Origin of the sequence: Aerococcus sp. Group 2, assembly GCF_905125285.1 — a bacterium.
GTDB classification, from domain to species: Bacteria; Bacillota; Bacilli; order Lactobacillales; family Aerococcaceae; genus Aerococcus; species Aerococcus urinae_E.
The window spans coordinates 41,593-66,681 of the sequence record NZ_CAJHPA010000005.1; the positions used below are offsets into that span (position 1 = coordinate 41,593).

Annotated in this window: 25 protein-coding genes; 24 read left to right on the forward strand and 1 reads right to left on the reverse strand. The window is 42.2% G+C overall.

Annotated features, from left to right (window positions below; all coding sequences use genetic code 11):
- Window positions 1-107: 107 nt before the first annotated feature.
- The 4 genes from JFU01_RS07210 to guaB all read left to right on the forward strand — a co-directional run bounded on the left by JFU01_RS07210 (window position 108) and on the right by guaB (window position 6,144).
- Complete coding sequence (locus JFU01_RS07210) at window positions 108-1,754, forward strand: ABC transporter permease subunit (protein ID WP_195856417.1); 1,647 nt, start codon at window positions 108-110, stop codon at window positions 1,752-1,754.
- Window positions 1,744-2,487 (forward strand): amino acid ABC transporter ATP-binding protein, encoded by a 744-nt coding sequence (locus tag JFU01_RS07215; RefSeq protein WP_269775745.1) that lies wholly within the window; start codon window positions 1,744-1,746, stop codon window positions 2,485-2,487. Before JFU01_RS07210 ends, JFU01_RS07215 begins: the two co-directional genes overlap by 11 nt.
- Window positions 2,488-2,815: 328 nt before the next feature.
- On the forward strand, window positions 2,816-4,387 hold the full coding sequence (locus JFU01_RS07220; protein ID WP_195856418.1) for a peptide chain release factor 3: 1,572 nt from the start codon (window positions 2,816-2,818) through the stop codon (window positions 4,385-4,387).
- A gap of 275 nt (window positions 4,388-4,662) precedes the next feature.
- The gene (gene guaB / locus JFU01_RS07225; protein WP_111821236.1) at window positions 4,663-6,144 is read left to right on the forward strand and encodes an IMP dehydrogenase; all 1,482 of its coding nucleotides are present in this window, start codon (window positions 4,663-4,665) and stop codon (window positions 6,142-6,144) included.
- 108 nt (window positions 6,145-6,252) lie between these two features.
- Here the strand turns inward: guaB and JFU01_RS07230 are convergent, their stop codons facing one another.
- Entirely contained in the window at window positions 6,253-8,442 is a 2,190-nt protein-coding gene (locus tag JFU01_RS07230) for an ATP-dependent Clp protease ATP-binding subunit (protein ID WP_195856419.1), read from the reverse strand.
- A 290-nt stretch (window positions 8,443-8,732) separates the two neighbouring features.
- Here JFU01_RS07230 and JFU01_RS07235 point away from each other — a divergent pair, with 290 nt between their 5' ends.
- The 20 genes from JFU01_RS07235 to rsmH all read left to right on the forward strand — a co-directional run bounded on the left by JFU01_RS07235 (window position 8,733) and on the right by rsmH (window position 25,074).
- Entirely contained in the window at window positions 8,733-8,999 is a 267-nt protein-coding gene (locus JFU01_RS07235) for a phosphocarrier protein HPr (protein ID WP_013668503.1), read from the forward strand.
- 1 nt (window position 9,000) lies between these two features.
- Window positions 9,001-10,725, forward strand: a complete 1,725-nt coding sequence (gene ptsP / locus JFU01_RS07240; RefSeq protein WP_195856420.1) for a phosphoenolpyruvate--protein phosphotransferase — start codon at window positions 9,001-9,003, stop codon at window positions 10,723-10,725.
- 165 nt (window positions 10,726-10,890) lie between these two features.
- Window positions 10,891-12,099 carry a glycosyltransferase gene (locus tag JFU01_RS07245; protein WP_195856421.1) on the forward strand — a complete coding sequence of 403 codons (1,209 nt, stop codon included), beginning with the start codon at window positions 10,891-10,893 and terminating at the stop codon, window positions 12,097-12,099.
- Between the two features lie 64 nt (window positions 12,100-12,163).
- Window positions 12,164-12,391: a YkuJ family protein gene (locus JFU01_RS07250; RefSeq protein WP_013669196.1), complete on the forward strand. Its 228-nt coding sequence runs from the start codon at window positions 12,164-12,166 to the stop codon at window positions 12,389-12,391.
- A 122-nt stretch (window positions 12,392-12,513) separates the two neighbouring features.
- Window positions 12,514-14,028 (forward strand): Mur ligase family protein, encoded by a 1,515-nt coding sequence (locus JFU01_RS07255; RefSeq protein ID WP_195856422.1) that lies wholly within the window; start codon window positions 12,514-12,516, stop codon window positions 14,026-14,028.
- Between the two features lie 17 nt (window positions 14,029-14,045).
- The gene (locus JFU01_RS07260) at window positions 14,046-15,326 is read left to right on the forward strand and encodes a homoserine dehydrogenase (protein WP_195856423.1); all 1,281 of its coding nucleotides are present in this window, start codon (window positions 14,046-14,048) and stop codon (window positions 15,324-15,326) included.
- A 3-nt stretch (window positions 15,327-15,329) separates the two neighbouring features.
- Window positions 15,330-16,229, forward strand: a complete 900-nt coding sequence (gene thrB / locus JFU01_RS07265; protein WP_195856424.1) for a homoserine kinase — start codon at window positions 15,330-15,332, stop codon at window positions 16,227-16,229.
- Window positions 16,230-16,354: 125 nt separating this feature from the next.
- Window positions 16,355-16,885 carry a YqeG family HAD IIIA-type phosphatase gene (locus JFU01_RS07270; RefSeq protein ID WP_013669417.1) on the forward strand — a complete coding sequence of 177 codons (531 nt, stop codon included), beginning with the start codon at window positions 16,355-16,357 and terminating at the stop codon, window positions 16,883-16,885.
- The gene (gene yqeH / locus JFU01_RS07275) at window positions 16,878-17,990 is read left to right on the forward strand and encodes a ribosome biogenesis GTPase YqeH (protein ID WP_195856425.1); all 1,113 of its coding nucleotides are present in this window, start codon (window positions 16,878-16,880) and stop codon (window positions 17,988-17,990) included. The genes JFU01_RS07270 and yqeH overlap by 8 nt, the downstream gene beginning before the upstream one ends.
- An 8-nt stretch (window positions 17,991-17,998) precedes the next feature.
- Window positions 17,999-18,322, forward strand: coding sequence for a YhbY family RNA-binding protein (locus tag JFU01_RS07280; protein WP_195856426.1), 324 nt, complete (start codon window positions 17,999-18,001; stop codon window positions 18,320-18,322).
- 3 nt (window positions 18,323-18,325) lie between these two features.
- Window positions 18,326-18,970, forward strand: coding sequence for a nicotinate-nucleotide adenylyltransferase (locus JFU01_RS07285; protein WP_198434217.1), 645 nt, complete (start codon window positions 18,326-18,328; stop codon window positions 18,968-18,970).
- Window positions 18,963-19,574: a bis(5'-nucleosyl)-tetraphosphatase (symmetrical) YqeK gene (gene yqeK, locus JFU01_RS07290; RefSeq protein WP_195856428.1), complete on the forward strand. Its 612-nt coding sequence runs from the start codon at window positions 18,963-18,965 to the stop codon at window positions 19,572-19,574. Before JFU01_RS07285 ends, yqeK begins: the two co-directional genes overlap by 8 nt.
- On the forward strand, window positions 19,571-19,948 hold the full coding sequence (gene rsfS, locus JFU01_RS07295) for a ribosome silencing factor (protein ID WP_195856429.1): 378 nt from the start codon (window positions 19,571-19,573) through the stop codon (window positions 19,946-19,948). Before yqeK ends, rsfS begins: the two co-directional genes overlap by 4 nt.
- On the forward strand, window positions 19,938-20,696 hold the full coding sequence (locus JFU01_RS07300; RefSeq protein ID WP_198434218.1) for a class I SAM-dependent DNA methyltransferase: 759 nt from the start codon (window positions 19,938-19,940) through the stop codon (window positions 20,694-20,696). The genes rsfS and JFU01_RS07300 overlap by 11 nt, the downstream gene beginning before the upstream one ends.
- A gap of 50 nt (window positions 20,697-20,746) precedes the next feature.
- Window positions 20,747-21,961, forward strand: a complete 1,215-nt coding sequence (locus JFU01_RS07305; protein ID WP_195856431.1) for a tRNA(Met) cytidine acetate ligase — start codon at window positions 20,747-20,749, stop codon at window positions 21,959-21,961.
- Between the two features lie 108 nt (window positions 21,962-22,069).
- Window positions 22,070-22,621, forward strand: coding sequence for a YceD family protein (locus JFU01_RS07310; RefSeq protein WP_195856432.1), 552 nt, complete (start codon window positions 22,070-22,072; stop codon window positions 22,619-22,621).
- A 29-nt stretch (window positions 22,622-22,650) separates the two neighbouring features.
- Window positions 22,651-22,839 (forward strand): 50S ribosomal protein L32, encoded by a 189-nt coding sequence (rpmF, locus tag JFU01_RS07315; RefSeq protein WP_081456691.1) that lies wholly within the window; start codon window positions 22,651-22,653, stop codon window positions 22,837-22,839.
- Between the two features lie 241 nt (window positions 22,840-23,080).
- On the forward strand, window positions 23,081-23,452 hold the full coding sequence (locus JFU01_RS07320) for a DUF3397 domain-containing protein (RefSeq protein WP_195856433.1): 372 nt from the start codon (window positions 23,081-23,083) through the stop codon (window positions 23,450-23,452).
- Window positions 23,453-23,670: 218 nt separating this feature from the next.
- Complete coding sequence (gene mraZ / locus JFU01_RS07325; RefSeq protein WP_070559269.1) at window positions 23,671-24,102, forward strand: division/cell wall cluster transcriptional repressor MraZ; 432 nt, start codon at window positions 23,671-23,673, stop codon at window positions 24,100-24,102.
- A 15-nt stretch (window positions 24,103-24,117) separates the two neighbouring features.
- The gene (rsmH, locus tag JFU01_RS07330) at window positions 24,118-25,074 is read left to right on the forward strand and encodes a 16S rRNA (cytosine(1402)-N(4))-methyltransferase RsmH (RefSeq protein WP_195856434.1); all 957 of its coding nucleotides are present in this window, start codon (window positions 24,118-24,120) and stop codon (window positions 25,072-25,074) included.
- Window positions 25,075-25,089: the final 15 nt, after the last annotated feature.

Below are 25,089 nucleotides of genomic sequence, written 5' to 3' on the forward strand. Positions count from 1 at the left end.
TCTATAATAGAGAAATGTTCTATCAATAAGGGAGTAGAGAGCTTTGTGAATATAACTTTTATTTCTTATTTTAGAACCATTCAAATAGAAGATTGGAGCGAAGATATATGTCAAAGAGATTTGGAGCTGCGCTTTCTTTTCTCTTGTTAACCTTATCCCTTTTAGTTGGTTTAGCTAGTCCACTAAGGGTAGATGCTGCTGAAAATCAGCCAAAGATTGAGGTTGATCAAGAAGCTCTTAATCAGGGATTAGAGACACCTGGTGTATTAAGAGTAGGGATGGAAGCAAATTATGCTCCCTATAATTGGAGTCAAACGACAGACGCTAATGGCGCCATCGAAATTTCTAACGCTAGCGGGGAATATGCTAATGGTTACGATGTGCAAATAGCCAAGCAAATTGCCGATGCTTTAGGGCTAAAGCTAGAAATCGTAAAGATGGAATGGGATGGTTTACCACCGGCCTTACAATCGGCTAAGATTGATGCCATTGTAGCGGGGATGTCGCCGACACCTGAACGGGAAAAACAAATCGATTTTACCGATGAATATTATGGCTCAGACATGGTTGTAGTGACCTTAAAGGATGGTCCTTATGCCAATGCCCAATCCATTAATGACTTTAATGGGGCCAAGGTAACCGCACAATTAAATACTTTCCACGTTGATTTACTCGATCAAATGCAAGGAATTGACAAACAAACCCCAATGGATTCTTTCCCAACTATGATCTCTTCCTTGCTAAGTAATAAGATTGATGCCTATATTTCCGACCGGCCGGGGGCCCTCTCTGCTGTCGCTGCTAATCCGGATTTAAAGATTGTTTCCTTTGATGAAGGGAAGGGCTTTGATACTGGGGATATTGCTAATTGGTCTTCCGTGGGGCTCCGCAAAGATTCGCCTTTAATGGAACCGATTAACCAAGCTTTATCGACCATTCCAGATAAGGATCGGGAAAACCTGATGCAAGAAATGGTTGATTTAAATAATCGCGGCGAAGATATTGGCTTTTGGGGTGAAGTGGCCAGCATCTGGTCGACTTACAAGGGTCAATTGCTTAAAGGTGCTGCGACGACCATGTATATTGCCTTGATATCTACCATTGTCGGCTTTTTAATTGGTTTATTGATTGCGATTTATCGGTCGATGCCAATTGGTGAAAGTAGCGGGATAGTATCTATCTTATACAAAGTTGTTGAGTTCTTGATTACGGCTTATATTGAAGTCTTCCGTGGGACCCCAATGATGGTCCAAGCCATGATGATTTTCTATGGGTCGAAATTATTCCTAGAGATTGATATGAGTTCCATGTTCGCCGCCTTGCTCATTGTTTCAGTGAATACCGGTGCTTACCTCGCTGAAGTTATCCGGGGTGGGATTATCGGTGTCGACGATGGGCAATCAGAAGCGGCTAAAGCAATTGGTATGAATCACTTCCAAACCATGACCTATGTGGTCTTACCACAAGCGATCCGTAGTATATTACCTGCTTTGGGAAATGAGTTTGTGATTAATATCAAGGACACCTCAGTCTTAAATGTTATTGCTGTTACTGAACTATTCTTTGTTTCTAAATCGGCAGCAGGGACTACCTATCTGACCTTCCAAACTTTCTTCATCACAGCGATTATTTACTTCGTACTGACCTTTACCACGACCCGCTTACTACGCTTGGTGGAAAAGAAGATGTCGGGAAGCGATACTTATACTGTCTATCAATCATCGACTAGTGAGGTGAATATTCATGAAAAATGAGATTTTAACAATTTCTCACTTAGAGAAGAAGTTTGGCGATAATTTGGTTTTAAAGGATATTGACTTTGCGGTTAGCCCTGGTGATGTGATCTCTATTATTGGTTCATCAGGATCAGGGAAGTCAACCTTATTACGCTGTATGAACTTGCTGGAACAGCCCACTTCTGGTGATATTATCTACCATGACCAGTCTATCCTAGATAAAAACTTTGATAAGAATAAATATCGGGCCAAGGTAGGCATGGTTTTCCAACAGTTCAACTTGTTTAAGAATATGAATGTGCTGGAAAACTGTGTTATCGGCCAAGAAAAAATTCTGAAAAGAAATAAAAAAGATGCTGAAAAAACTGCTTTGAAAAACCTAGAAAAAGTAGGCATGGCTCCTTACCGTGATGCTCGTCCTGACCAACTATCAGGTGGGCAACAACAACGGGTTGCTATTGCCCGGGCCCTATCTATGGACCCAGAAATCTTACTCTTTGATGAACCGACCTCGGCTCTGGATCCGGAGATGGTCGGTGAGGTGCTAGGAACTATGACTGAACTCGCTAAAGAAGGCCTAACTATGATTGTGGTGACCCATGAAATGGCCTTTGCTCGTGATGTTTCTTCGCGAATTTGCTTTATGGACCAAGGGGTCATTGTTGAAGACGGCGAACCTGACCAAGTGATCAACCACCCTCAACATGAACGGACCAAGTCCTTCTTGTCACGCTATTTAGCAGAAAAATAAACTCAACTAAGAGGCTGGGGCGAAAGTCCCAGCTTTTTTTACACGGACTTTCGGATTAAAATGTCTTCCAAAAGTTAGCCCTGACGTCCACTTCATAAAGGGTGTGAGACGAGGACTTTTGACTCGGGTGATGGGATCAAGTCAGAATAAGAGTCAAGTATTCGCTCCTTTCTGATTTCTCTTTCTTCCAGCCTTTCACTTTTTTGTTGTCAGTTCGCAAGCTTTTTTAAAAGAAAACTTTCTTAGTTTTATGGGGGTATGATATGATAAATAAGCAAGTTTTTTACTGAACCATAGAAAAAAAGATGTTATAAAAAGGATGTCATGCATGAATAGAGCAGAAGAAGTAAAAAAAAGAAGGACCTTTGCCATTATTTCCCACCCTGATGCCGGGAAAACGACTATTACTGAACAATTACTCCTATATTCAGGAGCTATTCGCCAGGCAGGGACGGTTAAGGGCAAGAAAAGTGGCCACTTTGCCAAGTCCGACTGGATGAAGATTGAACAACAGCGTGGGATCTCAGTGACCAGTTCGGTGATGCAGGTGGACTATGACGGCTACCAAATTAATATTGTGGATACCCCGGGCCACGAGGACTTTTCCGAGGATACCTATCGAACGCTTATGGCCGTGGATGCTGCGGTCATGGTGGTTGACTCAGGTAAGGGGATTGAGGCCCAAACCAAGAGATTGTTTGAAGTGGCTAGCCACCGGGGCATTCCAATTTTCACCTTTATGAATAAATTAGACCGTGATGGCCGTGAACCTATGGAACTGATTAGTGAACTAGAGGAAGTCCTAGGTATCGATGCCTATGCGATGAACTGGCCCATGGGTATGGGAAAGACCTACCAAGGCAACTACGATCTCTTTAATAATCGCTTAGAATTGACTCACCCAGAAGCTAATGGCGGCAATGATTTCTTACCTTTAAATGAAGATGGTGAACTTGAAGGGGATTATGAAGTGAAAAAATCGCCTTGGTATGAGGAGGCCGTGGAGAATGCTCAACTCTTAAATGAGGCCGGAAATCCTTTCGACTCAGAGGCCATCCAAGCAGGGAAGTTAACGCCAGTTTTCTTTGGGTCTGCCTTAACGGGGTTTGGCGTTCAAACCTTCTTAGATGCCTTTGTCGATTTTGCTCCCGCGCCCCAAGCGGTTGAAACAGTGGAAGAGGACTTAGTTGACCCTCTTGATGAACAATTAACCGGATTTATCTTCAAGATTCAAGCCAATATGGATCCCAGACACCGTGACCGGATTGCCTTTGTTCGGATTTGCTCGGGCGAGTTTCATGAGGGCATGGATGTCACTGTAGCTCGAACGGATAAGAAGCTAAAGCTGAATAATACCACGCGCTTTATGGCAGATACTCGTGAACATGCTAGTTTAGCAGTGGCAGGGGATATTATTGGCCTTTATGATACCGGAAACTTTCAAATTGGAGACTCCATCTATTCAGGCAAGCACAAGGTAAACTTTAAACCCCTCCCACAATTTACGCCAGAATTATTTATGAAGGTGAGTCCTAAGAATGTTATGAAGCAAAAATCCTTCCATAAGGGGATTAAACAACTCGTTGAAGAAGGGGCTATCCAACTTTATAAAACTTGGCACACCGAAGAGTATATCTTAGGGGCAGTCGGACAACTCCAATTCGAAGTCTTCCAATACCGCTTATTAAATGAATACAATTCGGAAGTGGAAATGACACCCCTAGGCAATAAAATTGCCCGTTGGATTTCCGAAGATCAACTGGATCCTTCCATGTCATCGAGTCGTAACTTGCTCTGCAAAGACCGCTTCGACCAACCTGTCTTTCTCTTTGAAAATCAATTTGCTGAAAATTGGTTCCAACAAAAATATCCTGATGTGCAATTAGAATCCTTGTTATAGGAATCGAATAAGTGAGCAAAAATGCAAAAGCAGCCCCAATAGGCTACCTATAGGCCTGTCAGTTTTTATAAGTTGAACACTTATAGCTAGTTAATTCACTAAACCCCTTTTTACCAAAAATAGTCTATTTTGGTAAAAAGGGGGTTTATTTTTCAATAAAATGCTTATAAAACGTATATTTTAATCAAGTTTTACTAAAAATGTATGTATTTTTGCCTTTACTTGTGCTATATTAGGGATCAATATAAAATATCATAAAAAGGAGTTTTGGCTTCATGAATCAATGGGAAAATAAATTTGTTAAAGAAGGACTAACATTTGATGATGTATTATTGATACCCCAAGCGAGCGATATTGTTCCTGACCAGGTCAATGTCAGTGTTCAATTAGCTGATAATATACGCTTAAACGTTCCGATACTTTCGGCAAGTATGGATACTGTGACTGAGTCAGAAATGGCCATCGCCCTGGCACGTTCAGGCGGTATGGGTGTCATCCATAAAAATATGACCATTGATGACCAGGCGGGGGAAGTCAGAAAGGTTAAACGCTCAGAAAGTGGTGTGATTACTAATCCTTTTTATCTTTATCCTGATAGTACCGTTAGAGAAGCTGAAGAATTAATGAGCCTTTACCACATTTCTGGTGTTCCTATTGTGGAAAGTCAAAGCTCCCATAAGTTAGTAGGGATTATTACTAACCGCGATAAGCGGTTTGTTACTGATAGCTCGCGAAAAATTGCTGACTATATGACTAAGGATAATTTAGTCACCGCGCCTGTCGGGACCAGTTTAGAAGCGGCTGAAGAAATTTTACAAAGTTACCGGATTGAAAAGCTTCCCCTAGTCGATGAAGCGGGAAATCTGTCCGGTTTGATTACTTTTAAGGATTTAGCTAATGTAAGAAATTATCCCGATGCGGCTAAGGATGACAGTGGCCGTTTATTGTGTGCTGCGGCTGTGGGAGTGACTTCTGACACCTTCCGTCGGGTTCAAGCTTTAGCTGAAGCAGAGGTCGATGCTATTGTGATTGATACGGCTCATGGTCATTCTCAAGGCGTTTTGAATAAGATCAAAGAAGTCCGTCAATCCTATCCTCATCTCACTATTATTGCTGGTAATGTAGCCACTGCTGAGGGAACGAGAGCGCTTTTTGAAGCAGGCGTGGACGTGGTTAAGGTAGGGATTGGACCTGGTTCCATTTGTACTACCCGGGTGGTCGCTGGGGTAGGGATGCCCCAATTAACCGCCATTTACGATGCGGCTCAAGTAGCTAATGAATTTGGTAAAACCATTATTGCCGATGGGGGCATCAAGTATTCTGGGGACATCGTGAAAGCCCTGGCAGCTGGTGGTCACGCAGTTATGCTAGGTTCCATGTTAGCGGGTACTGATGAAGCCCCTGGTGAAATGGAAATTTATCAAGGCAGACGCTTTAAGACTTACCGTGGCATGGGGAGTATGGCTGCCATGAAAAAAGGATCAGCCGACCGTTACTTCCAAGGTGAAGTTAATGAAGCCAATAAATTGGTGCCCGAAGGTATCGAAGGCCGAGTTTCCTATAAAGGGCCTGTTAGTGCTATCGTTTATCAAATGGTGGGTGGATTACGGTCAGGTATGGGCTATTGCGGTGCTCACAATGTGGAAGACTTACGCCAAAATGGTCAATTTGTCCGCATCAGTTCGGCTGGCCTAGTGGAATCCCATCCTCATGACGTTCAAATCACTAAGGAAGCTCCTAATTATTCACGCGGCTAAATGGTATAAATCTTTGATGGATTAGCACTTAAAAAAATATCCTATTCATTAGGCAGGCAAAAAGGAGTTGGGATTTACCCCAACTCCTTTTAAAAATGATTTATTTGATTAATCAACTTCTGTTTCTTCAAGAGCTTGGCTGTTTTCACTTTCATTAATGACAATGTCGCCAGAATCATCGACGGTAAAGTGGACATAGCTAATGTTTGGATCTTTTAAGTATAGGTCCGCGACTTGGTTTTCGATTTGTTCTTGGATGACCCGTCTTAATGGGCGGGCACCCAGTTTGGGGTCATAGCCTAGTTCAACAATAGCTTCTTTCACTTGGTCGTCAATGGCAATGCTGATTTTTTGTCCCTTGAGTAATTTGTTCATGCTGGTGAGCATGTGGTCGACAATTTGAATTAATTCTTCCTTGGTCAGCGGTTGGAATTCGATGATGCCGTCAAAGCGGTTCATGAATTCAGGTTTAAAGTAATTATCCAATTGGTTCAAGACAGATTGGTTTTTTCCTTGTTGACTAGCGGCAAAACCGACGCTAGCTTCGACGTTACCCGTTCCGGCATTGGAAGTCATGATGATAAGGGTATCTTTAAAGGAAACCGTCCGACCTTGTGCATCGGTAAGTCGACCGTCTTCCATGATTTGTAGGAAGAGGTTGAGGACATCAGGGTGGGCCTTTTCCACTTCATCTAAGAGAATGAGAGAATAAGGTTGCCGTCTGACTTGCTCAGTTAATTGGCCAGCTTCGTCATAGCCGACATAGCCGGGTGGTGAACCGATCATCTTAGAGACACTGTGTTTTTCCATGTATTCAGACATGTCAAAGCGGATCATTGCTTCTTGACTACCAAAGAGTTGTTTAGCAAGCTGACGGGCTAATTCTGTCTTGCCGACACCTGTTGGCCCCACAAATAGGAAGGAAGCAATGGGTTTATTACCTGGGTGGAAGCCCACACGGTTACGGCGGATTGCTGCTGATACTTTTTCGACAGCAGGATCTTGGCCGATAATTGTCTCCTTGAGTTCTTCCTCAAGTTGCAATAAATTGCTTTGTTCTTGGTCTTGTAACTGGCCAACGGGGATACCGGTTTTAGCTTCCACTAATTCTTCGATGTCTTCGACGGTGATCGTTGGGACTTGTTCAACAACAGCTTCATTATTAGCGGCCATATCCTTATATTTCTTTAATTGGTCGCGGTAATAGGCCGCCTTCTCATAGTCTTCAGCATCGGTAGCCATTTCCTTTAATTTTTCTAATTCTTGAATCTGATCTTCTAAGGCCTCCTTATCCAAGAAGGGAATGGTTAAGTTTTTCTTGGAGCCCGCTTCATCAAGTAGGTCGATGGCCTTATCAGGTAATTGCCGGTCTTGGATATAACGATTAGACAGGGTAACCGTTGCTTCTAAGGCTTGGTCAGTAAAGTGAACATGGTGGAATTTTTGGTATTGGTCGGCTAGGCCCTTGATAATAGTGATGGCTTCTCCCACCGAAGGCTCATCCACTTGAACCGGTTGTAAGCGGCGGGCCAGAGCGCCATCTTTTTCGATACGACGGAATTCATTTAAGGTTGTTGCTCCGACTAATTGCATTTCGCCCCGGGCAAGGGCAGGTTTTAAGATGTTGCCAGCATCCATTGATGAATTATCGGCTGTTCCTGCCCCCACAATTTCATGGATTTCGTCAATAAATAGAATGATTGATTGATTGGAGCTGACTTCTTTAATCAGGGCTTGCATTTTTTCTTCAAATTGGCCCCGAACGCCAGTACCTTGGACTAAGGAAGCCACATCTAAACTAATAACTTCCTTGTTTTGTAGCTTTTCAGGAACTTCTTTAGCCACTATTTTTTGGGCTAAACCTTCCACAACTGCCGTCTTACCTACACCAGCTTCTCCGATGAGGACAGGATTATTTTTGGTTCGACGGTTGAGAATTTCGATTACCCGATTTATTTCTTGGTCACGGCCAATTACCGGGTCGTACTTGCCTTGCCGAGCCAATTCAGTCATGTTGGTTCCATAATTAGCCAACAAGCTATTTCCTTGGCCATCATTAGGATGGCGTGGAGGCTCTTGGCCGTTAGCATTATGGGGGCCTTTATCTTGCATTTGTCTGAGTAGCTCATAGAGGTTTCCCCATGAATTATTGTCATTATTGCTTTTCCCAGTTTGAGATTGGTTGCGAATTATCTCTGCATAACAGGGTTGGCAAAGGTTAATTGCCTGCCTTTGACCGTTAATATTCGCATACATGTGAATGGCAGCTTCGCGTTGGTTACAACGTTGGCATTTCAATAGTGCCACGCTCCTTTCTTAAGAAATTGGCCAATATTTTTAATATACATATATTGTAAAAATACCTTTTTGATAAACATTGACCTTCAATAGTTATTATACATTGACCATGTTTGACATTCAAGTCATAAAGCTTGTTTTCCCATGCTAAAGCCAAGGAGAATTTAATTAAGTAGTTGTCACCATGCTTAAAAAATGGTACATTATTAATGTAACGGTTTTCTTTTCTTTTAAGCGATAGTTGGGAAAGTCGTCAAATTATGTAGATTTAAAAAAAGGAGATTATAATAATGAAAACTCAAGACTTTAATATTACTGCAGAAACTGGTATCCATGCTCGTCCAGCAACCTTACTTGTGCAAACTGCAAGCAAATTTAAATCTGATATTAACTTAGAATATAAAGGTAAATCTGTTAACTTGAAATCCATCATGGGTGTAATGTCCTTAGGAGTAGGCCAAGGTGCAGATGTAACCATTTCTGTTGAAGGCGAAGATGAAGAAGAAGCAATGGCAGCTATCCAAGAAACCATGAAAAGTGAAGGGTTGTCAGAATAACATGGAAAAGTTGAAAGGAATTGGGGCTAGTGATGGTTATGCCATTGCTAAGGCCTTTCTTTTGGAACAACCTGACTTATCCTTTGAAGAAGGAAAAGTAGAAGATGCTGATGCGGAAATTGACCGCTTAACTAAGGCTATTGACGATAGTCGCATTGAGATCGCTAAGATTAAAGTGATTGCGCAAGATCGTCTATCTGAAGAAGAAGCAGGCGTTTTTGATGCGCATTTACAAATGCTAGATGACCCAGAAATGATTGCGACTTACCAACAAAAAATCAAAGATGAAAATCTTGATGCTCAAACTGCTGTACGCCAAACTGCTGATGGCTTTATTGCTATCTTTAAAGCCATGGAAGATAACCCATATATGCAAGAACGTGCAGCGGATATTAAAGATGTTACCGACCGCCTCATCGCACATTTAATCGGCGCCAAAATTCCTAACTTGAGTTTAATTGATGAGGATGCAATTGTTATTGCTCCTGATTTGACTCCGAGTGATACCGCACAATTAAACAAATATGTTAAAGGATTTGTTACTGATATTGGTGGACGGACATCCCACTCGGCAATTATGGCTCGTAGCTTAGAAGTTGCCGCTGTTGTTGGGACTACTTCTGCTTCTGAAGCGGTTAGTGATGGTGACTTAGTCATTGTCGACGGTTTTGAAGGAGAAGTTTTAATTAACCCAGACCAAGCCACTGTTGATAGCTATAAGGACAAAGCTAAGGCTTATCAAAAACAAAAACTTGAATGGGAAAGCCTTAAAGATGCCGACTCTCTAACCAAAGATGGCAAACAATTTGAAATTGTTGCCAATATCGGTTCACCTAAGGACTTAACCGGTGTCCATGAAAATGGGGCCGAAGGTGTGGGACTTTATCGGACTGAGTTCCTCTATATGGATTCAGACCACTTCCCAACTGAAGAAGAACAATTTGAAGCTTATAAGGAAGTTTTAGAATCTCTTAATGGTAAGAATGTGGTTATTCGGACTATGGATATTGGTGGGGATAAGGAACTCCCTTATTTACCCTTACCTGAAGAGCTAAATCCTTTCTTGGGTTACCGTGCTATCCGGATTTGCTTAAGAGAAACGGATATGTTCCGGACCCAATTACGGGCACTTCTACGTGCTTCCGCTTATGGGAAATTAAGCATTATGTTCCCAATGGTAGCCACTTTAGAAGAATGGCGTCAAGCTAAAGCCCTATATGAGGAAGAACGTCAAAAATTAATTGACGAGGGCGTTGAAGTCGCTGACAATATTCAAGTGGGGATTATGATTGAAATTCCAGCAGCTGCTGTTTTAGCTGATCAATTTGCCAAGGAAGTTGACTTCTTTAGTATTGGAACCAACGACTTGATCCAATACACCATGGCTGCTGACCGGATGAATAATAATATCTCTTACCTCTACCAACCCTATAACCCAGCCGTGTTACGTCTGATTAACTATGTGATTCAAGCTAGTCACAAAGAAGGTAAATGGACTGGTATGTGTGGGGAAGTAGCTGGTGACCAAACTGCTATCCCACTACTTGTTGGTATGGGCTTAGATGAATTCTCTATGAGCGCAACTTCAATTCTTAAATCGCGTTCCTTAATGGCTCGCTTAGATTCTAAGGAATGTGAAGAATTAGCTCACAAAGCCATGAATGAAAAGACCAGTTCAGAAGAAGTGGCCGAAATGGTTCATGACTATGTCTCTAAGTTAGACTAAAAAGAATAAACTGATTAAGTGCTGGTAATGAATACTGCCTTCAGTGAAGGAGAGTGATTCAATCATACCAGCACTTTTTTCTTGGATTGGTATTCACTCTGACCTGTGCTAAAATAAAAGTACTTTGCACAGCTTAATAGTAGATGATAATGAGGGGAGAGGAAAATGAAGATCGGCTTTTTTACGGATACTTATTTTCCACAAACTAGTGGAGTGGCTAGCTCAATTCAGACCTTAAAAGAAGAATTGACCAAGGCCGGCCACCAAGTTTATATTTTCACCACGACAGATCCTAAGGTGAAAAAGGATCAAGCGGAAGAAGGAATATTTAGGTACGAATCCATTCCCTTTCTCTTTTTTAAAGAACGTCGGGTGGCGGTGACAACTTTGCGACCGATTTATAAGAAGGCCAAAGAATTAGACTTAGATATCATCCATACCCATACCGAGTTTACCATGGGAATTTTTGGTGTCATGGTGGCCCACCGCTTGCGTTTACCAATTGTGCATACTTATCACACCTGGTATGAAAATTACCTGCATTATATCTTAAATGGTCACTTAGTGCCTAAGGCGGCGGTTAAGTCCTATACCCGTTATTTTTGTCAATTAGCCAATACGGTCATTGCTCCTAGTCAGATGATCCGTCAAGTTTTATTGGAATACGGTGTCGAGCGTCCGATTGAAGTCATACCGTCTGGCGTCCGTTTTTCACAGCAGCTAGCAGAGATAGATCTCCAACAATTAAAGCAGAAACTGGGGCTTGCGGATGACCAGCTGGTTCTTATCACGGTTAACCGAATTGCCCAAGAGAAGAATTTAGATAGTTTAATTCAGCAGATGTCCCATCTTCTAGAGCGCATGCCCCAGGCCCGTTTGCTAATCGTGGGTGACGGCCCGGAAAAAGACCACCTAATGGCCCTTAGCCAAGAACTCAAGATAAGTCATGCAGTTATTTTTACTGGGATGGTTCCCCATGAAGAAATTAACGGCTATTATCAAATCGCTGATATCTATGTGAATTTATCCGTGACTGAGACCCAGGGAATCACCTTTATTGAGGCCATTGCCAATCACCTACCAATCGTAGCTATGAAGAACGATTACTTACTCAACTTAAACCGGACAGCTCCGATTGGTAAATTACTTGACCAGGTTGACCAGTTCAGCCAGGCAGTACTTTCCTTAGCAGGATCAGCTTCTGAGAATTGCCAAGCCTTTAAACGTTTAGAGCAGGAAATTTCTGCCCAGACTTTCTATGAACGGGTCTATGCCTTGTATACTTCTTTAATAAGAAAGCAAGAAAGTCAGATGGAAGATGATGATACTAGCTTTTTTGAGAAAATTTCTGAAAATATCTGGCCCTTTCAATAATTTTTCCTTTTCATTTCATGACTTTTTGTTAAAATGAAACAAGAGTAATGAAAGGGGACAGAAAATGCAAGCTTCACAACTAAAAGCGATTATTTCTCGACTTGAGGCCATGCTTGAAGAGGGATCAGATATTGAAGTGAGACGATTTGAAAAAGAGGGCGAGGAACGATGCATGGTGCGCTATGATCGTGAAAGTGAAAGCTTTCTATTAATCGAGCATGGGGTAGATCAAACTTTTCAATTTGATGATATCGACCTAGCCGCTATGGAGATTTATGACCTCATTCAATAATTTGACTAACAAACAGCCTGGAGATTGTCCAGGCTTTTTCTATAGCTGGACATTGGCCTGATCTTGTTAAACAAAGTTGACTTAGTGTATAATGAAAATTCAGAAGAGAAAGTGAGGCAATTATGAAAAAGACATTAAGGGAGATATGTCGCCTACTTGATGAACGAGGGCAATTAAAGAGTCCGCTGCTAACGAGCCAGGCGTCAGTCCAAAACTTAAGTTACAATTCCAAAGCGGTTTCTGAAGGAACCTTATTCTTCTGCAAGGGAGCTCACTTTAAGCCTGCTTATTTAGAACAAGCCCAAGCTTTAGGAGCCATTGCCTATGTGAGTGAGCAGGACTATGGCCTGGATCTCCCCCTGATACAAGTGGAAGATATCCGTTTAGCCATGCCCATTATTGCGGATTTCTTTTACCAAGCCCCTTACCAAGCCTTTCACCTAACTGGGATTACGGGAACTAAGGGGAAGACAACGACTACCTTCTATTTAACTAAGATTCTTGATTTGTATCAGAAAAGCTTAGGCAAGGAGCCAACTGCCTATCTGTCTTCCTCAAGTTATTATGATGGAGTTGACCAAGGAGAATCCCACTTAACCACGCCCGAGTCCCTTGAACTTTTCTATCGCTTTAACCATGTCCGCGAGTCAGCAATCGACTTTATGACTATGGAAGTCTCCAGTCAGGCTCTCAAGTATCACCGGGTAGCAGAAGTTCCCTTTGAAGTCGGAGCTTTTCTGAATATTTCCACGGACCATATTTCACCAAGCGAGCATCCCAATTTCGAAGATTACTTCATGAGTAAGTTAAAGCTTTTTGACCAAAGTCAGTTGGCGGTGATTAACTTAGACGCTGACCATGTCGATCGAATTTATCAAAGGGCAAGCGATTCGAAAACGGTCAAGGAAATTGTGACGGTTTCGACTAAGGATGAACAGGCCGATTATCTAGCTAAAAATATTGTGTCTGGGGCTGATCAACAACACTTTGTCTTACATGCTCCTGACTTTGAAGGAGAAATCCGGATGAAGATGCTGGGGCGGTTTAATGTAGAAAACGCCCTAGTCGCTATTGCGATTGCTCGCTACTACCAAGTTCCCTATGAAATCATAAAAAAAGCCTTACAAGCAGCACAAACTGAAGGCCGGATGGAAGTCTATCATTCTACGGATAAACGCATCCATGCTATCGTTGACTTCGCCCACAATAAATTGAGCCTAGAAAAACTCTTTGAAGCAAGCCGACAAATGTATCCTAAGGCCCATAGCATTGTGGTCTTTGGCTCTGCAGGGGACAAAGCAATTTCTAGACGTAAGGATTTAGGGGAAGTCGCCGCCCAATATGCGGATGAAATTATCCTCACCATGGATGACCCTGGGACTGAATCAGTGGAAAAAATATGCCAAGAAATCAACCAACCCATTCAAACGGCTAAGCGTCAGGCAGAAATTATCCCTAATCGTCCCCAAGCGATTGCCTATGCTTTTCAGCAAGCTTCTGCTTATGATGGAGAGGTCGTGGTCTTGATTGCTGGTAAGGGGGATGAAGATACCATGAAAATTAATGGTGTCGACCAAGCTTACCCAACCGATCGCTATTATGTGAAGCAGGCTTTAGAAGAAATACCCAAGCATTAGATAAGAAGGAGGCAAGTATGGTAAGTAAGAAGATAGCTATTTTAGGTTTAGGAACAGTTGGTCAGGGTGTATTTCGCGTTTTGCGCGATCATCAGGCCAAAATTACCAGCCAACTCCACCATGCCCTTGAAGTAAAAAAGATCTTTGTCAGAAGCCCCGAAAAAGTCACTGAAGAATTTTCTAGTCAGGCTGAAATTGTTACTGATTATCAGGAGATTATTGCTGACCCTGACATTGATATTGTGGTTGAAGTTATGGGTGGCATAGATTTTGCCAAGCAATGTATTGAAGGCGCTCTTCAAGCAGGCAAAGCGGTGGTTACTGCCAATAAGGACCTTATTTGTGAACATGGAGCTGCCTTAAGTCAACTCGCTGAAACTAAGGAACTTGACTTACGCTTCGAGGCGGCGGTCGCTGGTGGCATCCCTATCTTAAACACCTTACGCAATAGTTTCGCTGGCGATGAAGTCACTGAAATATTAGGGATTCTAAACGGAACCTCGAACTTTATTATTAGTGAAATGACCGAAAATGGGTCTAGCTACCAAGAAGCCTTAGCTAAAGCTCAGAAACTCGGTTTTGCTGAAGCTGATCCTAGTGCCGATGTTGATGGCCTTGATGCTGGGCGTAAGGCGGTTATCCTCGCCAAGATGGGCTTTGGTATTAGTCTCAATTTAGATGACGTGATGATCAAAGGGATTAGTGACTTAAATGCGGTGGATATAGAGATCGCTAAGAATTTAGGTTACGTGATTAAATCCCTGGCAGTCCTCGACCGTCAAGGAGAAAATTTTGCCTGTGAAGTGCAAAGCTTTTTACTGGAAAAGTCACATCCATTAGCCATGGTTAAGCAAGAGATGAATGCTGTTTATACCAAGAGCAAGGCTGGGGGAGAAATGATGTTTTACGGTCCCGGAGCCGGCGAGCTGCCAACAGGGGTTGCTGTTGTGAATGATATCATCCAAGTCGCTAAGAACCAGGAAAATGATGACTACCAAGTCTTTGCCAATTATCGTTTAGATGAAAAGGTCCACTTGTCTGCCCAAGCCAACTATCCTTATTACTATCGTTTAGCCATCCAGGACCAGAGTCAAGGCCTAAAGACCCTCCTCGGTCTGCTCAACCAAGAAGGAATCTCTATCAACCACTTAGGTAATTACCAAGAAGGAGTGTTGTATATTTTAACTAGTCCAGGAAGCTATTCTTCCCATAAGGCCATTGCTAAGCAGCTTGAAAGCGCTCAAGGAGTGGAATTATTGGCTTCCTATCCTATTTTTAATGAAGAGAAGGAGGACTAAAGCATGCAACGTGTTATAGTTCCCGCCACTTCAGCCAATTTAGGCCCAGGTTTTGACTCGATCGGGGTGGCTGTCGACCTGTATTTGAGAGTAGATATTATCGGCCCTAGTCAAGAATGGGAGATTAGACATAACCTGGGGGAGGATGTTCCGACTGATGAGAATAACCTATTGATAAAAACCATTCTCGATCTTGCCCCCAAAACACCGCCCCAACAATTATATATGCACAGTCAGATTCCCATCACACGTGGCCTAGGGAGCAGTTCCAGTGCCATTGTTGCTGCTATTGAAATTGTTGATTATCTCAATCAATTCCAGTGGTCACTTAGCCACAAAATCAATTTAGCCAATAAAATCGAAGGGCATCCAGATAATATTGCTCCTTGTTTAGCAGGCGGACTAGTGATTGGAGTGGCTATCGGTTCGGAAGAAGTAATTTGGTCTAAGGAAGTCTTTCCTAATACTCGCCTAATCGCAACCGTGCCTCATTATCAACTGTCGACCAAAAAAGCTCGCGAAGTCCTACCCGACCAGCTGTCATACGCTGATGCTGTTCGGGCCAATGGAATGGGAAATGTTCTAGTTTCTAAGTTAATGGAAGGTAATCTGGATGATGCGGGCCGATTAATGGAACAGGATTATTTCCACGAGCCTTATCGCAAGAGCTTAGTGCCTGAATTAGAACAAGTGCGTCAACTGTTAAAGGGTGTTCCTGGAGTCTATGGCACTTATCTTAGTGGCGCTGGGCCTACTGTAATGACCATGGTCCAGGCTTCCCATAGCCAAGAAATTAAGGACCTGCTGGGGGCTAGCCTTGAAGAGGTCAGCCTCTATGACCTTGCTATTGATGATAAGGGGAGTCGCTTTGAAGAAGTGAAAACCCTGGATGAGTTTGAATAATATGCTTAAACACGACTTCTAGCCGCTAGTTTTAGAAGTCGTGTTTTCCTCTATTTAAAAGAGCCCATCAATTATCAATGCCAATGATTATGCTATAATGTAAGAAATGTAGAGAGGAGAGGGATATGCTCACAGACTACTTCCTACCGACTTGGTTGGTAGATACAATTTATTCCATTTCTCCCCAAGCCCTAAAGAGCTTGAGTGTGAAAGGGATAATAACTGATTTAGATAATACCTTAATTGCCTGGGATTTTCCGGATGCTACCCAGGAATTGATTGAATGGGTCAAAGAGATGCAAGAAAATGGCATTGAGGTCATGATTTTATCTAATAACAATGAACAGCGGGTAAAACATGTCGCAGATCAATTACAAGTTCCATACTATTCAGCAGCTTTTAAACCCTTTCGCAAGGGAATAAGACATTTATTGAAAATTTCCGGCTTAAAAGAAGAAGAAGTTATTATCATTGGCGACCAGCTATTGACTGATATTTTTGTGGCCAACCGGCAAGGCTTGCGCAGTGTCTTGGTCCGACCGGTGACCAACAGTGATAGTGTAGTCACGCGGATAAACCGTCGTATCGAAAGCTTTGTCTTTAATGGACTAAAAAGACGCTATTCAGAATTAAAGTGGAGGGATCGGATTGACTGAGGAAGTCCTTTATTGTATTGGTTGTGGAGCGGGCTTGCAAATAGACCAGCCCAAGGAGCGAGGCTATACTCCAAAAAGTGCCTATGATAAGGGGGTAGAAAGTGGCGAGCTCTATTGTCAACGCTGTTTTAAATTGCGCCACTATAACCAATTAGAAAAAGTCCAAATGACCCCAGCAGAATTTAGGCAGATTTTACATGAGATCAGTGAGGACGATGCTTTAATCGTCAATGTCATTGATATTTTTGACGTCCAGTCCACCATTATTCCGGCCTTAGAACGTTTAGTGGGAAATAATGATATTGTATTTGTAGCGAATAAAGTTGACCTGCTCCCTAGTGATGTCAAAAGCAGTAAAATTGAAGCCTGGCTGAAGAAATATTTAAAGGACCAAGGTTTTAAAGCTAGAAATGTCTTCCTAACCTCTGCCGTCAAAAATAAAGCCATCGATGATCTCTTTAGCTTTATTGACCAACACCGCAAGGGGCGCAATGTCTACATTGTCGGAGTAAGTAATGTGGGGAAATCGACCTTAATTAACAGTATGCTCAGGGCCCAAGGCTTTAGCGATAGTGTCATTACCACCAGTCAATTTCCAGGAACTACTCTAGATTTGATAAAAATTCCTTTTGATGAAGCGAGTGACTTAATTGACACGCCTGGTATTCTTAAGGACAGTCAAATGACCAGTTTACTGGATTATAAGAGCATTGAGCAAATCCTCCCCCAAAAACGGATAAAGCCGAGAACCTTCCAATTAAATCCGGGTCAGAGTTTATTCCTAGGCGGAATGGCTCGCTTTGACTACTTAGATGGAGACAAACAGGGGGTAACAGTTTACTTGAGTAATCAAGTGGACATTCACCGTCGGAAAACTGAAGGATCTGATGAATTCTTAGCTAAGCATCAAGGAGACTTACTCACTCCGCCAAGTGCCAGTGAAGTCGAGCGATTTCCCGATCTTGTTGGTCAGGTCTATACCATTAAGGAGCCATGTGATTTAGTTATTGCTGGCCTAGGTTGGCTAAGTATCAAAAAACCAGGAAAAGTAGCTATTTATGCACCTAAAGCAGTCGATATTTTTCAAAGAAAACCACTTATTTAGGAGGAAATATGCTAATTAATAAACAAAAAAAGGCAATCAAAAAAGCAGCTCATCATGAGAAGGCCATTTTGCAAATTGGAAAAAATGGTTTAAAAGATGAGTTAATGGAACAAATTGACCAAGCCCTAGAGAAGAGAGAGCTAGTTAAAATCTCGGTTTTACAAAATGCTGGGATTGAAACCGACCAAGCTCTTGAAGCTATTGACCAGGCCCTAGCGCCTCAATTTGCTTATAGTATCGGACACACTATCGTCCTCTACCGGACTTCCTCAGAAGAAAAGAATCAAAAGCTATCGAAAGAAATTCGCGCCTTAAAAAATAAAGGAGTGTAATGAATGGCTGATAACAGGCAAAGACAAGGGAATTACAGCTGCCAAGTCCTTGAAGAATCCCAGGAAAGCAGTTCGGCTAAAAAAAGAATTGGTCTTTTAGGGGGAACCTTCAACCCCATTCACCAGGGGCATTTGATGGTGGCTGAACAGGTCTATGAAAAGTTATGCCTGGACCGCGTGGACTTTATGCCTAGCAATCTTCCGCCCCATGCCAAGCATAAGGAGACCATTGCTGCCGACAAACGTTTGGCCATGCTAGACCTTGCCATCCAAGCAAATGACCACTTTGCAATAGAAAAAATTGAGCTGGATCGTCCCGGTAAATCCTATACTTACGATACCATGGATATCTTGACCACCCTCCACCCTGACAATGAGTATTATTTTATTATCGGCGGTGACATGGTGGAAAACCTCCCCAAGTGGTACCGGGTTGAAGAATTAATGCAGCTTTGTCATTTTGTCGGGGTCCAAAGACCTGGCTATGATATGCCGAGTGATTATAATATTATCTATGTTGATAGTCCTCAAATTGATATTTCTTCAAGCTATATACGGCAAAGCGTCAATAAGGGATCCAGCATCCGATACTTATTGCCTGAAGCGGTCAGAGACTATATTGATAAGGAAGGGTTATATCGTGACTAAAGAAATAAGTTATTCCCACAAATACATTGTGGCTAGTCGTGAAGACTTAATTAAGGCGTTAAAAAATAATTTATCAAAGGATCGCTTCGAACACTGTTTACGGGTGGAGTCCACCGCTATAGAGCTCGCCCAAAAATATCAGTTGAACTGGGAGCGGGCAGGGATAGCTGGCTTACTCCATGACTATGCCAAAGAAGACAGCCTAGCCACATTAAAGGCTTATGCCCATTTTCCGGGTTTTGATGAAGAGTGGGTGAATTATGGTAATGCGATCTGGCATGGGCCCCTAGCAGCGATGAAGGCTGTGGATGAATTTGGCCTCCACGATCTAGAAATTTATTATGCCGTTTATAAGCACACCACTGGAAGTGTTGACTGGACCGATACGGCTAAGTTAGTCTTTTTAGCAGACTACATGGAACCGGGCCGCGACTTCCCTGGTGTGGAACGAGCTCGGGCCTTAACTGAGCAATCTCTCGATTTGGCAGTGGATTATAAAATTAAGCAAAACCTAAAACATCTGCTTGAAAAGGGTCAAAGTATTTATCCTGAAAGTTTAGCGGTATATAATGCTTGGATTAATAAGAAAGGAAAGAGTGAATGACTAATCAATTAAATCGTCCGTTAATGGAGCTTATTGTAAAGGCAGCTGATGATCGTTTAGGGCAAGATATTGTCGCTTTAGAAGTTAACCAATTAACGCCACTGGCTGATTATTTCGTTATTGTTAGCGCTAAAAATGACCGACAAGTCAATGCCATTGTGGAAAGTATTGCGGAAGCTGTTGAAGCAGCAGACTATACGGTTAAAGGCATTGAAGGGAAAGACGGCCATGCTTGGGTATTAATTGACTGTGTGGATGTTATTGTCCATGTCTTTAATAAAGAAGTGCGTAGTCATTATAATATTGAAAAATTGTGGAATGATGCCCCATTGGTCAATTTAACGGCTTTATTGGAAACTGATGATGAAGACTAACCAATATGCCTTGTTTAGTGAAGTCTACCACCAAATTTTTGACCAATCGCTCTATCAGGCCTGGCAGAATTATTTAGAAGATCAGGTTGAGACGCGCTTGACTCATCAAGAGGGACTAAAAATTTTGGATATGGCTTGTGGAGATGGGCGCTTAACCCTGGAACTGGCTAAGGCCGGCTATGATGTGACAGGCATGGACCTGTCTGAAGAAATGTTAGCCATTGCTCAAGCAGAGATGCAGGAGGCAGGGGTTTACATTCCTTATTTTCAAGCAGATATGCGCAGCTTTAAAACTGAGACAAGCTATGACCTGATTTCCATCTTTTGCGACAGTATCTGTTACTTGGATAGTCTAGCTGACTTAGAAGCTACCTTTAAGGCTTGCTATGAGGCCTTAGAAAAGGGGGGCCTCTTGCTTTTTGATATCCATAGTTCTTACCAGATGAATTGCATCTACCCTGACTTTCAATGGGTGGATAGCTGGGATGATGCTGTTTTTACCTGGCAAAGTGACCAGCTGAGGGGGCCTAATACCATCGATCATTTATTGAATATCTTCGTTAAGGATGAGGCCAGTCAACTTTACCAGCGTTTTGAAGAAGTGCATCAGGAACAAATTTGGCCCCTAAAAAACTACCAAGAAGCCTTACTCAGCTCAGGTTTTACTGATATTCAAATCACAGCAGACTTTAGCCAAGATAAACCTAGCCAAAATAGTCGCCGCCTCTTCTTTTCTTGTAAAAAGTAAGTAGATATTTTCCAGGGGAAGACTGAGTGAGTTAAGGAGGTAAACCTAAGATGTCTGTCTGTGGAATGATTGTGGAATGGAATCCTTTTCATAATGGCCATGCTTATCTGATCCAACAGCTTAAGGACCGTCAACCGGATACAGTTATCATTGCCATAATGAGTGGCAATTATGTCCAAAGGGGTCAAGCAGCCTTGCTTTCTAAGTGGCAACGAGCGGAAGTCGCTTTGAAAAATGGATGTGACTTGGTGATAGAACTTCCCTTCTGGTATGCCGTTCAACCGGCTGACCTCTTCGCAGAAGGGGCGGTAGGCTGCCTACATGCACTGGGCTGCCAGCAATTAGCTTTTGGTAGTGAGCTAGAGGATTTTGTGCCTTACCAAAAATTAGCCCAATGGGTGAGCGACCATGAAGAAATTGTGGCTTTGAAACAGCAAAATGAAGCCTTTCATGCCAATAATTATGGCAAGAGCTCGATTAGTCTCCTAGCTGATTTAGTGGCGGAAGTTCCTGAATTAAGGCATTTAAAGATCGATTTCACTGATAACAGTAATGTCTTATTAGCTTATTCTTACGCCAAGGCCAACGCTAAGTATCAAGCGCCCATGTCCCTAACTGCAATCAAACGCCAAGGAAGTCAGCACCGAGACCAAGACATGAGTCCAGGGGCTAATTATGCTTCCAGTACCAGCATTAGGAAGGCACTGCTAGAGGACCAGGTAGACTCCCATCAGCTTGACCAGCTGATGCCTAAGGCAATGGTGGAAAAGCTTGAATTAGTCAATTATGACAGTTCCTGGTCAGCTTTGTACCCCTTATTGCGTTATAAAATCTTATCTGAATCCCGTCAAAAGCTGGCAGACTATTATCAAGTTTACGAAGGTGTTGAAAAAAACTTTATCGAAGCCGCTCGGAAGGAGACCTGTTATGCCGATTTTCTTAATCAGGTTACCAATAAAAAATGGTCTAAATACCGGATTCAACGGGCACTCTTGATGATTTTATTAGGGGTATCTGACCAGGAAATGCAGGATCATTTAAAGAAGCGCCAACCGCTTTATCTGTTAGGGGCCAATGCCAGGGGAAGAAATTATTTAAAAGGCTTAGAAATTACAGATCCATCTTCTTATGCTATGATAAACCGTGTAGGCAAGGATGAAAGTAAGGCCTGGCCTTTATGGATTCGTGTGGATGAAGTCTATCAGCAAGTAGTTATGAAAAGTAAAGAAAGTCAGCTTTTCGCTCATCCTCCGATCATGTTATAAAAAATAGTGGAAAGGGAGCAAGTAGAGAAAAAGATTGTCAAGGAAATAACATTGACAAAGCGATTGAAAATCGGTATAATTTTTCTTGTTGCTTAATGGTGGTCAATGATGAAATGGTCTTTTCAAGAACTCCGTATAAAAGCCCAAGATCCCTTAAAGGTTGATAAGACCTTGGACCTTAAAGCTGATTTAATGAATAAAAATCAAGAAGTCCTCGACTTATCACCAGTAAAGGTTCAAGGGTATTTGATATACGACGATCATACAGTATTGGCTCAATTAGAAATAGCTTTAACTATAACGCTCCCATCTTCACGGTCTCTTGAACCGGTAGATGTGGCAATGCAGTTTCCAATTCGAGAACGCTATATTGAATCAGGTTGGCAAAGTGAACTTGTCCAAGACGAGGACAACTTAGTGATTGAACTTGAGGATAATACAGTGGATTTGGGGAGGGCCATTGTTGATAATATCATCACACATATCCCTCTTAAACGATTGACGCCTGATGAGTTGGAAGCAACAGATTTACCATCTGGCGACGATTGGAATTTAATGACAGAAGCTTCATTTCAAAATAATGAAAAAGAATCGGATCAAATCGATCCTCGCTTTGCCAAGTTGAAGGATCTATTGAGCGATGATACTTCTGAATCATAATCTGAAACTAATTAGGAGGTGTAATGGAGATGGCAGTACCAAAACGTAAAACATCAAAACAAAGAAAACGCAAACGCCGTACTCATTACAAGTTGGAAGTTCCAGGAATGGTTACTTGTCCAAATTGTGGTGAATACCGTAAGTCACATCATGTCTGCCCAAGTTGTGGATACTACGATGGCCAAGACGTGATGTCTAATAATGAAGATGCAGAATAACGATTCTGTTGTGAGAGGTTGGGACATAAGTTCTAATCTCTTTTTTTATTTTTAGCTTATTTCTCTCTTATCTAAGTCTTAAACAGTTTAGGTCTGTGGCTACTTAGCGAAAGGGCTTTTGCTTTTTTTGACTTTAGGTTAGTATATAGATGTCATTTTGAGAGAGCTGGCACTAGTCCGCCTATTTAATCAAGCCAGTTTATCCACTATTATTAGCTTTACTCATTAAGGAGGTCAGTCAATGTCATTTTCATGGACAGAAATTATTATTTATCTCATGCCATTTTTAACTTTATTTTTAGCCCTTTATTTTCGTCAGTATTTAAATGATGGAGGCCATATCCACTTGTTACCTATTGATGTCATGCATCCTATATTATGGCTATGCTTCCATTATTTAACTGAGACCATTTTTTATTTTTCCTTACTTCCCCTGTATTTTATTATTTTGGGGATTCTGGGGCTCTGGGGCTTGTACCAAGAGGAAAAAGGAGAGGGGGATTTTCGCTGGACTCGTTTCTTTAGGAAACTCTCCAAGCGTCTCTTTGTTCTGACCTCTATTTCCTACTTACTTATGCTTATCGTTCGTTTTATCCAAGTTATCATTAAATAGGTAGGTCTTTTTTGTAAATACTAGAGCAAATAGCTTAGCCTAGAAAGGGCATTTTCCTTTCTAGGTTGGGCTTTTTTTCTGCCCTTTTTTAAGAAAGTGGGGGATGTGGTAAAATTTCAAAAATATTTGGGGAATAATGGAGGATTGTGGAGGATTGTGGTAAACTAATATTATCTTAGTAAGCTAGGCGGACCAGGGGCACAGAAAGGCGAAAAATTATGTTAATGGGAGAATATAAACATAATATTGACAGCAAGGGTCGCCTGATTATGCCTGCTAAATTGCGCGATGATTTAGGGGAGCGTTTTGTAATTACTCGCGGCTTGGATGGCTGTATTTTTGGTTATCCGAAAGCCACCTGGGACCTGGTCCAGGAAAAGTTAAAACAACTTCCCTTAGCTAAGAAGGATGCCCGGGCCTTTACCCGTTTTTTTTACTCGGCTGCCCAAGAGGTAGAACTGGATAAGCAAGGGCGGATTAATATTCCCCAAACCTTGATCGATTTTGCCCATTTAGAAAAGGCCTGTCGCGTGATTGGTGTCAGTGAACGGATAGAAATCTGGGATGAAGGTCGCTGGCTAGCAGAAGCCGAGTCGCTTTCAGATAATTTTGAAGATATTGCAGAAAACCTGTTTGATTTTGGTCTTTAGGAGAAGGAGGCCCCTATGTCAGAAACATTTCATCATATTACGGTTCTTTTAAAAGAAACGGTAGATGCCTTAAATGTTAAAGAAGATGGTTCTTATGTAGATTGCACCCTGGGAGGCGGCGGTCATACCAGCTATCTCTTAAGTAAACTATCAGCCAAGGGCCGTCTTTATGCTTTTGACCAAGATATCCAGGCCATTAACCATGCTAAGGACCGTTTTGCTGATGCGATTGCAGCTGGACAACTGACTTTGATCCATGCTAATTTTGCTCAGTTAGAAGAGCAGCTTGCCCAAAGAGGCGTTAAGCAAGTTGACGGTATTCTTTATGACTTAGGCGTGTCTTCCCCGCAATTAGATGATAGAGAGCGGGGCTTTTCCTATAAGCAGGATGCTCCCTTGGATATGCGGATGGACCAAAGTCAATCACTGACTGCTAAAGAAGTGGTTAATGAATGGTCTTATGCCGATTTAGTTCGCATCCTCAAACGCTATGGTGAGGAAAAGTTTGCCAAGGCCATTGCGCGAAATATTGAAAACCATCGTCAAAAGGCAGCCATTACTCGGACAGCTGAATTAGTGGAAATTATCAAAGAAGCCATTCCCGCTCCAGCCCGCCGTAAGGGTGGTCACCCAGCTAAACGCAGTTTTCAAGCCATCCGTATCGCAGTCAATGACGAATTGGGAGCGATTGAAAGTTCCTTAAGTCAGGCTTTGCAATTGATAAAGGTTGAAGGGCGGATTGCTGCCATTAGTTTTCAGTCTTTGGAAGACCGAATTGTTAAGGTCATGTTTAAAGAGGCCAGCACTGTGGATAATCTTCCTAGCCAGTTACCCTTATTGGAAAGCCAATTGCCCCAAGCTAAGTTTCATTTAGTAAATAAAAAGCCGATTTATCCCAGCCAGGAAGAATTAGACAAGAATTCACGGGCACAAAGCGCCAAGTTACGTGTCATTGAACGGGTATCGGAGTAATTTGAGAGGAGTCGT

What these genes read in the sequence shown, in the direction of transcription:
- thrB (WP_195856424.1), top strand. Translation starts at nt 15,330, where the DNA reads ATGCAACGTGTTATAGTTCCCGCCACTTCAGCCAATTTAGGCCCAGGT.
- JFU01_RS07270 (WP_013669417.1), top strand. Translation starts at nt 16,355, where the DNA reads ATGCTCACAGACTACTTCCTACCGACTTGGTTGGTAGATACAATTTAT.
- JFU01_RS07310 (WP_195856432.1), top strand. Translation starts at nt 22,070, where the DNA reads ATGAAATGGTCTTTTCAAGAACTCCGTATAAAAGCCCAAGATCCCTTA.
- JFU01_RS07235 (WP_013668503.1), top strand. Translation starts at nt 8,733, where the DNA reads ATGAAAACTCAAGACTTTAATATTACTGCAGAAACTGGTATCCATGCT.
- JFU01_RS07245 (WP_195856421.1), top strand. Translation starts at nt 10,891, where the DNA reads ATGAAGATCGGCTTTTTTACGGATACTTATTTTCCACAAACTAGTGGA.
- rsmH (WP_195856434.1), top strand. Translation starts at nt 24,118, where the DNA reads ATGTCAGAAACATTTCATCATATTACGGTTCTTTTAAAAGAAACGGTA.
- JFU01_RS07280 (WP_195856426.1), top strand. Translation starts at nt 17,999, where the DNA reads ATGCTAATTAATAAACAAAAAAAGGCAATCAAAAAAGCAGCTCATCAT.
- rpmF (WP_081456691.1), top strand. Translation starts at nt 22,651, where the DNA reads ATGGCAGTACCAAAACGTAAAACATCAAAACAAAGAAAACGCAAACGC.
- ptsP (WP_195856420.1), top strand. Translation starts at nt 9,001, where the DNA reads ATGGAAAAGTTGAAAGGAATTGGGGCTAGTGATGGTTATGCCATTGCT.
- JFU01_RS07220 (WP_195856418.1), top strand. Translation starts at nt 2,816, where the DNA reads ATGAATAGAGCAGAAGAAGTAAAAAAAAGAAGGACCTTTGCCATTATT.
- JFU01_RS07320 (WP_195856433.1), top strand. Translation starts at nt 23,081, where the DNA reads ATGTCATTTTCATGGACAGAAATTATTATTTATCTCATGCCATTTTTA.
- JFU01_RS07215 (WP_269775745.1), top strand. Translation starts at nt 1,744, where the DNA reads ATGAAAAATGAGATTTTAACAATTTCTCACTTAGAGAAGAAGTTTGGC.
- JFU01_RS07250 (WP_013669196.1), top strand. Translation starts at nt 12,164, where the DNA reads ATGCAAGCTTCACAACTAAAAGCGATTATTTCTCGACTTGAGGCCATG.
- JFU01_RS07285 (WP_198434217.1), top strand. Translation starts at nt 18,326, where the DNA reads ATGGCTGATAACAGGCAAAGACAAGGGAATTACAGCTGCCAAGTCCTT.
- rsfS (WP_195856429.1), top strand. Translation starts at nt 19,571, where the DNA reads ATGACTAATCAATTAAATCGTCCGTTAATGGAGCTTATTGTAAAGGCA.
- JFU01_RS07305 (WP_195856431.1), top strand. Translation starts at nt 20,747, where the DNA reads ATGTCTGTCTGTGGAATGATTGTGGAATGGAATCCTTTTCATAATGGC.
- JFU01_RS07210 (WP_195856417.1), top strand. Translation starts at nt 108, where the DNA reads ATGTCAAAGAGATTTGGAGCTGCGCTTTCTTTTCTCTTGTTAACCTTA.
- JFU01_RS07255 (WP_195856422.1), top strand. Translation starts at nt 12,514, where the DNA reads ATGAAAAAGACATTAAGGGAGATATGTCGCCTACTTGATGAACGAGGG.
- guaB (WP_111821236.1), top strand. Translation starts at nt 4,663, where the DNA reads ATGAATCAATGGGAAAATAAATTTGTTAAAGAAGGACTAACATTTGAT.
- JFU01_RS07300 (WP_198434218.1), top strand. Translation starts at nt 19,938, where the DNA reads ATGAAGACTAACCAATATGCCTTGTTTAGTGAAGTCTACCACCAAATT.
- mraZ (WP_070559269.1), top strand. Translation starts at nt 23,671, where the DNA reads ATGTTAATGGGAGAATATAAACATAATATTGACAGCAAGGGTCGCCTG.
- JFU01_RS07260 (WP_195856423.1), top strand. Translation starts at nt 14,046, where the DNA reads ATGGTAAGTAAGAAGATAGCTATTTTAGGTTTAGGAACAGTTGGTCAG.